At 71.1% G+C, this 6,757-nt stretch carries 6 protein-coding genes; 5 read left to right on the forward strand and 1 reads right to left on the reverse strand.

Annotated features, from left to right (window positions below; all coding sequences use genetic code 11):
- Positions 1-31: 31 nt before the first annotated feature.
- The 4 genes from AB0G35_RS16850 to AB0G35_RS16865 all read left to right on the forward strand — a co-directional run bounded on the left by AB0G35_RS16850 (position 32) and on the right by AB0G35_RS16865 (position 4,132).
- Positions 32-898 carry an alpha/beta hydrolase gene (locus tag AB0G35_RS16850; RefSeq protein WP_360949240.1) on the forward strand — a complete coding sequence of 289 codons (867 nt, stop codon included), beginning with the start codon at positions 32-34 and terminating at the stop codon, positions 896-898.
- Positions 899-1,316: 418 nt separating this feature from the next.
- Positions 1,317-1,448, forward strand: coding sequence for a hypothetical protein (locus AB0G35_RS16855; protein WP_360949242.1), 132 nt, complete (start codon positions 1,317-1,319; stop codon positions 1,446-1,448).
- Positions 1,449-1,693: 245 nt separating this feature from the next.
- Positions 1,694-2,734 (forward strand): 3-isopropylmalate dehydrogenase, encoded by a 1,041-nt coding sequence (locus tag AB0G35_RS16860; protein ID WP_360949244.1) that lies wholly within the window; start codon positions 1,694-1,696, stop codon positions 2,732-2,734.
- A 309-nt stretch (positions 2,735-3,043) separates the two neighbouring features.
- Positions 3,044-4,132, forward strand: coding sequence for a branched-chain amino acid aminotransferase (locus AB0G35_RS16865; protein WP_360949246.1), 1,089 nt, complete (start codon positions 3,044-3,046; stop codon positions 4,130-4,132).
- Positions 4,133-4,230: 98 nt separating this feature from the next.
- On the opposite strand, the gene AB0G35_RS16870 is transcribed toward AB0G35_RS16865, so the two are convergent.
- Positions 4,231-5,685: a cytosine permease gene (locus AB0G35_RS16870; protein ID WP_360949248.1), complete on the reverse strand. Its 1,455-nt coding sequence runs from the start codon at positions 5,683-5,685 to the stop codon at positions 4,231-4,233.
- A gap of 273 nt (positions 5,686-5,958) precedes the next feature.
- On the opposite strand from AB0G35_RS16870, the gene ureA reads away from it, so the two are divergent.
- On the forward strand, positions 5,959-6,669 hold the full coding sequence (gene ureA, locus AB0G35_RS16875; protein WP_360949250.1) for an urease subunit gamma: 711 nt from the start codon (positions 5,959-5,961) through the stop codon (positions 6,667-6,669).
- The last annotated feature ends 88 nt before the right edge of the window (positions 6,670-6,757 follow it).

The raw sequence follows: 6,757 nt of genomic DNA on the forward strand, positions 1-6,757 counted from the left end.
ACGGCCCGAGGCGAGGCGCGATACTCGACCAGTGGACTCGATCTACCGCAGTACGACGGGCAAGGAGCTCATCCGACGCTGGTGCCTCGACCAGCTCGCCGCGTGGCCGGTGCCACACGAACGGAAGACGGTGACCGCCAAGGGCGCACAGACGCACGTGGTCCTCGCCGGTACTGGCGCGACGACGGTCGTATTCGTCCCGGGCACCAACTTCAACGCCGCCGCGTCCCTGCCGCTGGCCACGGCCCTGGTCGCCACCGGCTACCGGGTCCTGCTGGTGGACGTCCCTGGCCAGCCCGGTCTCAGTTCTGGCCAACGCGGGCTCTCCGGCGGCCGGTTGTCCTGGTATGGGGCGTGGCTGAGCGAGGTGATCGAGAAGATCTCGTCCGAGCCGGTAGCGGTGATGGGCCACTCCTTCGGTGCCGCCATTGCCCTGTCCAGCGACACTCCCCGGATCGACCGGCTCATCCTGGTTTCCCCTGGCGGACTGACCAGACTGAGGTTGACCCCCACCGTGCTGGCCGCCTCGGCCGCCTGGTTCCTGCGGCCCGCACCGACGCACAGCGCCCGGCTCCTGCGCACCATGCTCGCGCCTGGCCATCCACCCCGCACGGAATTGGTGAACTGGATGACACTGGTCGCCCGGCACTCGCGCTCCAGCGGGGCGCCCGGCGCCGCCACTCTGCCGGCGCAGTCAATTCCCCGCCTGGTCGTCACTGGGGAGCACGACGTCTTCCTCCCTCCACGGCGGCTCGGCCCGGCAGTACGCACCACATTCGGCGCTGAGCTCGGTGTGGTCTCCGAGGCCGGACACCTCGTGGTCGAAGAGCGCCCCGAACACCTATCTACCTTGCTGGAGATTCCGGGCCGGCCCACCTCCGATGCCCCCTTGGAGTAGCCGACCTCCGAGTGCCGTGTCCGCCGACCATCCAGGACCCGGGCCCACACACAGCGGGGCACTCCTATCGCTCCCCAAGTCGTAAGTGTGGGCGGGCTCGGCCTGGTGGCACAAGCGACACCCGCGACGCCAGGCGCGTGAGGCAGCCGCTGAGCTGCGTATGTGCGGGGATCACTCGTTCGAGTACACGGAATCCGTCTCAGATAGTAGGAAGCCCAAGTAATTGTGCAGACATCACGGCCCGGCTGTCCTAGCTTTGTAGGAGCCGAACGTAACGCTCCATCGAGCGATCGCGGATGTGGCCCGGTGCGTGTGCGCAGGTGACCCCTGTAGTGCCGGAGCCCCCGCCCTTTCCGGCCCGCTTCTGGATCGACGCATCCCATCCGTTCTCGGGGCTTTGGCATTGGAGACGTGAATCATGGCCGAGACCGCTGTCCGCAGGACCCGCCGCTGCGCGCGTACGACCAACGACGCCGACCGCAGGAACGCCGCGGCCGCCCTCCAGCGTGCCCTCGACCGCCGGGACAACGGCGGCTCCACCGGACACTGAGATGTTCCGCGCACAAGGTGGGGCCCGGGCGTCCGTACCGTGCCGCTGCTGGTGGCGGATCCGGTGCTCCGCCGCCCGGCTGATCTGCCACTAGTGAGGCCGCGGAGGCGCCCGGGCCGCGGGCGCCCCGTGCGGATGCCGGCCGGCATCTCCTTCGGCGTCCCCTTCGTCGCCCGGCCGCCCGGGGTGTGTCCGCATGGCGGACGTTACGTGTCAATGAATGGGACGAAGAGTAGGGTCCAACCATGTCTCGCAGCATTCGCCTCGCAGTGATCCCCGGTGACGGCATCGGCCAGGAGGTCGTGGCCCAGGGCCTGAAGGTCCTGACCGCCGTCCTGCCGCAGGACGTCAAGCTGGAAACCAAGGAGTACGACCTCGGGGCCAGGCGCTGGCACGCCACCGGCGAGACCCTGCCGGACGCGGAGCTGGAGTCGCTCAAGCAGCACGACGCGATCCTGCTGGGCGCGATCGGCGACCCGTCCGTGCCCTCCGGTGTGCTGGAGCGCGGGCTGCTGCTCAAGCTCCGCTTCGCCTTCGACCACTTCGTCAACCTGCGTCCGTCGAAGCTCTTCCCGAACACGGCCACGCCGCTGGCGGGTCGCCCGGACATCGACTTCGTCGTCGTCCGCGAGGGCACCGAGGGCCCGTACACCGGCAACGGCGGCAGCCTGCGCACCGGCACCCCCGCCGAGGTCGCCACCGAGGTCAGCGTGAACACCGCCTACGGCGTCGAGCGCGTGGTCCGGGACGCGTACGAGCGGGCCAACGCCCGCCCCCGCAAGAAGCTGACGCTGGTCCACAAGAACAACGTGCTGGTCTACGCCGGCCACATGTGGAAGAAGATCTTCGACAAGGTCGGCCAGGAGTACCCCGAGGTCACCACCGACTACCTGCACGTCGACGCGGCGACGATCTTCTTCGTCACCCAGCCCGAGCGGTTCGACGTGATCGTCACCGACAACCTCTTCGGCGACATCCTCACCGACCTCGCCGCGGCCGTCACCGGCGGCATCGGCCTGGCCGCCTCCGGCAACATCAACCCGACCGGTGAGTTCCCCTCGATGTTCGAGCCGGTGCACGGCTCCGCCCCGGACATCGCCGGCACCGGCAAGGCCGACCCGACCGCCACGGTCCTCTCCGTCGCGCTGCTGCTGCGCCACCTCGGCCACGAGTCCGAGGCCGCCCGCATCGAGACGGCCGTCGCGGCCGACCTGGAGGCCCGGGACGGCACCGCCCGCAGCACGGACGAGATCGGCGACGCGCTCGCCGCACGAGTAGCGGGCTGAGGCCCGCAGCGCACCACGCAGAAACCCACCGACAGCGCCGGGCCCCCGCGGGGATCTGGCGCTGTCCGCATTCCGGCCGGACGCCACTCGCCGGCCGCCCCTGTGCTAACGCCGGACGGGATGCGACCATCGGACCCGGAGACCGCACACGCGGGTACGGCGGCGGACACCCCCGAGCGATAATCGGAGAGGGACCGCCGTCCGCGGGGAAACTCGGACGTCCCAGTAACGACCGGTACGTCAAGATCCCGCCGTACGCGGCCACCGCCAACCGCCCGGCGCGGACCACGCAGTGAAGGACACGCATACATGACGACGCCCACGATCGAGCTCAAGCCCTCCTCGCACCCGCTGTCCGACGCGGAGCGGGAGCAGATCCTGGCCGCCCCGGGCTTCGGCCGCCACTTCACCGACCACATGGTGACGATCAGGTGGACCGAGGGCCGCGGCTGGCACGACGGCCAGCTCGTGCCGTACGGGCCGCTCTCCCTCGACCCGGCGACCAACGTCCTGCACTACGCGCAGGAGATCTTCGAGGGCCTCAAGGCGTACCGTCAGCCCGACGGCTCCGTCGCGACCTTCCGCCCGGACGCCAACGCCCGCCGCTTCCAGGCGTCCGCGCGCCGGCTGGCCATGCCGGAGCTGCCGGTCGAGACCTTCATCGAGGCCTGTGACCTGCTCGTCCAGCAGGACAAGGACTGGGTGCCGGCGCACGGCGGCGAGGAGTCGCTCTACCTGCGTCCGTTCATGATCGCGACCGAGGTCGGGCTGGGCGTGAAGCCGGCCAACGAGTACCTCTTCGTCGTCATCGCCTCGCCGGCCGGCGCCTACTTCCCCGGTGGCGTCAAGCCGGTCTCCATCTGGCTGTCCGAGGACCGGGTGCGCGCGGTGCCCGGCGGCGTGGGCGACGCCAAGACCGGCGGCAACTACGCCGCTTCGCTGCTGGCCCAGGCCGAGGCCGCGGTGCACGGCTGCGACCAGGTCGCCTACCTCGACGCCGTGGAGCACAAGTGGGTCGAGGAACTCGGCGGGATGAACCTGTACTTCGTGTACGGAGACAAGATCGTCACCCCGACGCTGACCGGCTCGCTGCTCGCCGGCATCACCCGTGACTCGCTGCTGGCCGTCGCCCGCGACCTGGGCTTCGAGGCGGAGGAGGCCCGGGTCTCCATCGACCAGTGGCAGGCCGACACGGCGAACGGCACCCTCACCGAGGTCTTCGCCTGCGGTACGGCCGCGGTGATCACCCCGGTCGGCACGGTCAAGCGCAACGGCGCCGAGTGGACCCAGTCCGACGGCGAGCCCGGCAAGGTCACGCTGAAGCTGCGCGAGGCGCTGCTGGACATCCAGCGCGGCGTCGCCGAGGACACCCACGGCTGGATGCACCCCCTGGGCTGACCCGGCTGCGGGGCCGGCGACGGCCGGCGCCCGCCCGGACACCACCGAGGCCGCCCCCGACGCACCGTCTGGGGCGGCCTCGGCCGTACCGGGAGGGGTCAGCCGACCTCCGCGGCGGCCTCCGGCGCGGCGGCCGGCGGGGGAGCGGAGGCGGTCCGCAGCGCGGGGACCGGGCGCGGCTGCCGGGCGGTGAGCAGCAGGTAGGCGAGCCCGGCGACGGCCGCGGCCAGCAGGAAGCTGAGGTCGATGCCGCCGGTGTGGCCGAGCAGCGGCCCCTGGTAGAAGGGGGTGTCCACGCCCATCAGGCCGACGACCGAGCCCAGCGCCCAGGCGACGGTGGCCTGGACGTTCCAGCCGGCCTTGAACCAGTACACGCCGCCGCGGGTGCCGCGGTTGTAGACCTGGAGCGAGTCGGCGTCGTAGTCGCCGCGGCAGCGGGCGAAGCCCATGACCGTGATGACGGCCCAGGGCGTGCCGATCGCGGTCATCAGCAGCACGAAGGACGTCATGGCGTCCTGCGCCGCCCACAGGAAGTGGCCGGCGTAGACCAGCGCGGTCGAGACGCCCGCGACCACGTACGTGGCCTGGGTGCGGGTCGCCCGCGGCAGGATCGCGTCGAGGTCGAGACCCATGCTGTAGAGCATCAGACCGGAGTTGCCCACCGAGCCGGCGGACGCGTTGAGCAGCAGGAAGACCAGGTACCAGGCCGGGGCGCCGGCCACCAGCGGGCCCGCGTAGTCGTCGCCGGCGCCGACCGCCAGCGCGCTGAACGTGCCGAACAGCTGCGGCACCAGCAGACCGGCCACCAGGCCGAGGTAGGTGGCGGCGAAGACCTTCTTCGAGGAGTGGCGGCGCGGCGAGATGTAGCGGCTGTAGTCGCCGAGCAGGGTGATGAAGGCGATCGGGCCGCTCAGACCGGCGGAGACCGCGGAGAGCAGCCAGGTCTGCCAGTAGCCGCCGAGCGCGTACGGGACGCCGTGCACCGGGCCGGTGGTGAAGTGGTGCGCGTAGGCGAAGACGCCGACCGCCAGCAGGACCGTCAGGCCGATGGAGAGCACCTTGCTCATCCGCAGCAGGACCCGGTAGCCGTAGACCGCGCCCACGGCGGTACAGCCCGCCAGGACGGCGTAGACGACCGCGTAGGACGCACCGCCGGCCGGCAGGCCCAGGAGGCGGTGCAGGCAGCCGACCATGGCGTCGCCGCCCACCCACAGGGTCAGCGCGGTGTAGCCGAGCGAGAGCAGCAGGCCGATGACCGAGCCGATCAGCCGGCCGCGCACGCCGAAGTGGGCGCCGCTGCTGGTGGAGAGGTTGGTCGCACTGCGCAGCGAGACCAGGGCGAGCGGCGCGGTCAGCACGGCGCCGACCAGTGTGCCGGCGGCCAGTGAGCTGACCGAGCCCCAGAACCCCAGGCCGAAGGAGACCGGGAGCCAGCCGAAGATCACCACGCCGAGGGCGAGGTTCGATCCGAGCAGGATCGAGATGAGGTCGCGTGGACCGCTGGTGCGCTCCTCGTCCGGGATGGTGTCGACTCCGCGTTGTTCGATCGGCATGAGGGCTCCCCTGAGAGGCCGGACAGCAGTGTGCGAGCAGTGCTCTGCGTGCAGTGCTCCGTGAGGTGGACAGTGCTCGTGAGTGAGCGGGGCTCGTGAGTGAGCGGGGCTCGCTGCGGGACCGCTGCGAGATCGTTTAGAGCGGCGCTCTATCCGCCGCTTATTTAGAACAGCGCTCAATGTGGCTCATTCCCCTACTCCAGGTCAATGCTTCCGCGTTGACCAATTTCATGGTTAGAGTGATGCTCTAATCGAGCTGGAAGGTGGGACGGGATGCGGTTGACCCCGACGGAACGCGACCGGCTGCTGCTGTTCGGCGCGGCCGAGCTGGCGCGGACGCGCCGGGCCCGCGGACTGAAGCTGAATGTGCCCGAGGCGACCGCGTTGATCGCGGACACAGTCTGCGAGGCGGCGCGGGACGGGCGCCGCCTCGCTCAGGCCATCGAGGCGGCACGCAGCGTGCTCGGCCCGGACGACGTGCTGCCGGGCGTGGCCGACGTGGTCACCGAGGTGCACGTCGAGGCCGTCTTCGACGACGGCTCCCGGCTCGCGGTGGTCACCGACCCGATCGGCGCCGGCGCCGCGGCGGGGGAGCGCGAGGCGACCGCGGCCCCGGCGCCCGGCGCCGTGCTCCCCGGCCCGGCCGACCCGGAGCCGGCGCCCGCGGTGGTTCTGACCGTGCACAACACCGCGACGGTGCCGATCAGCGTCACGTCCCACTTCCACTTCTTCGAGGCCAACCCCCGGCTGGAGTTCGACCGCGCGGCCGGGTACGGCATGCGGCTGTGCGTGCCGGCCGGATCGTCGGTGCGGTTCGACCCGGGCGGCACGTCCGAGGTCGGTCTGGTGCCGATCGGCGGCGACCGGATCGCGATCGGCTTCGCCGGTCTCGTGGACGGCCCGCTGGACGCACCGGGCGCGAAGGAGGAAGCGCTGCGGCGGGCCGCCGCCTGCGGCTACCTGGGAGCGGAGGAGCAGGCATGAGTTTCCTGAGTCAACCCCTATGCCGCCAAGGGCGTGTCGGCGGCCATGTTGATCTTGTCGTTGGCTTGGTGGATGGCGGGGTCGTAGC

Source organism: Streptomyces sp. NPDC021749, assembly GCF_040640655.1.
Lineage (GTDB): Bacteria > Actinomycetota > Actinomycetes > Streptomycetales > Streptomycetaceae > Streptomyces.

Coding starts and splice junctions, on each gene's coding strand:
- AB0G35_RS16855 (WP_360949242.1), top strand. CDS start 1,317: ATGGCCGAGACCGCTGTCCGCAGGACCCGCCGCTGCGCGCGTACGACC.
- AB0G35_RS16860 (WP_360949244.1), top strand. CDS start 1,694: ATGTCTCGCAGCATTCGCCTCGCAGTGATCCCCGGTGACGGCATCGGC.
- AB0G35_RS16865 (WP_360949246.1), top strand. CDS start 3,044: ATGACGACGCCCACGATCGAGCTCAAGCCCTCCTCGCACCCGCTGTCC.
- AB0G35_RS16870 (WP_360949248.1), bottom strand. CDS start 5,685: ATGCCGATCGAACAACGCGGAGTCGACACCATCCCGGACGAGGAGCGC.
- ureA (WP_360949250.1), top strand. CDS start 5,959: ATGCGGTTGACCCCGACGGAACGCGACCGGCTGCTGCTGTTCGGCGCG.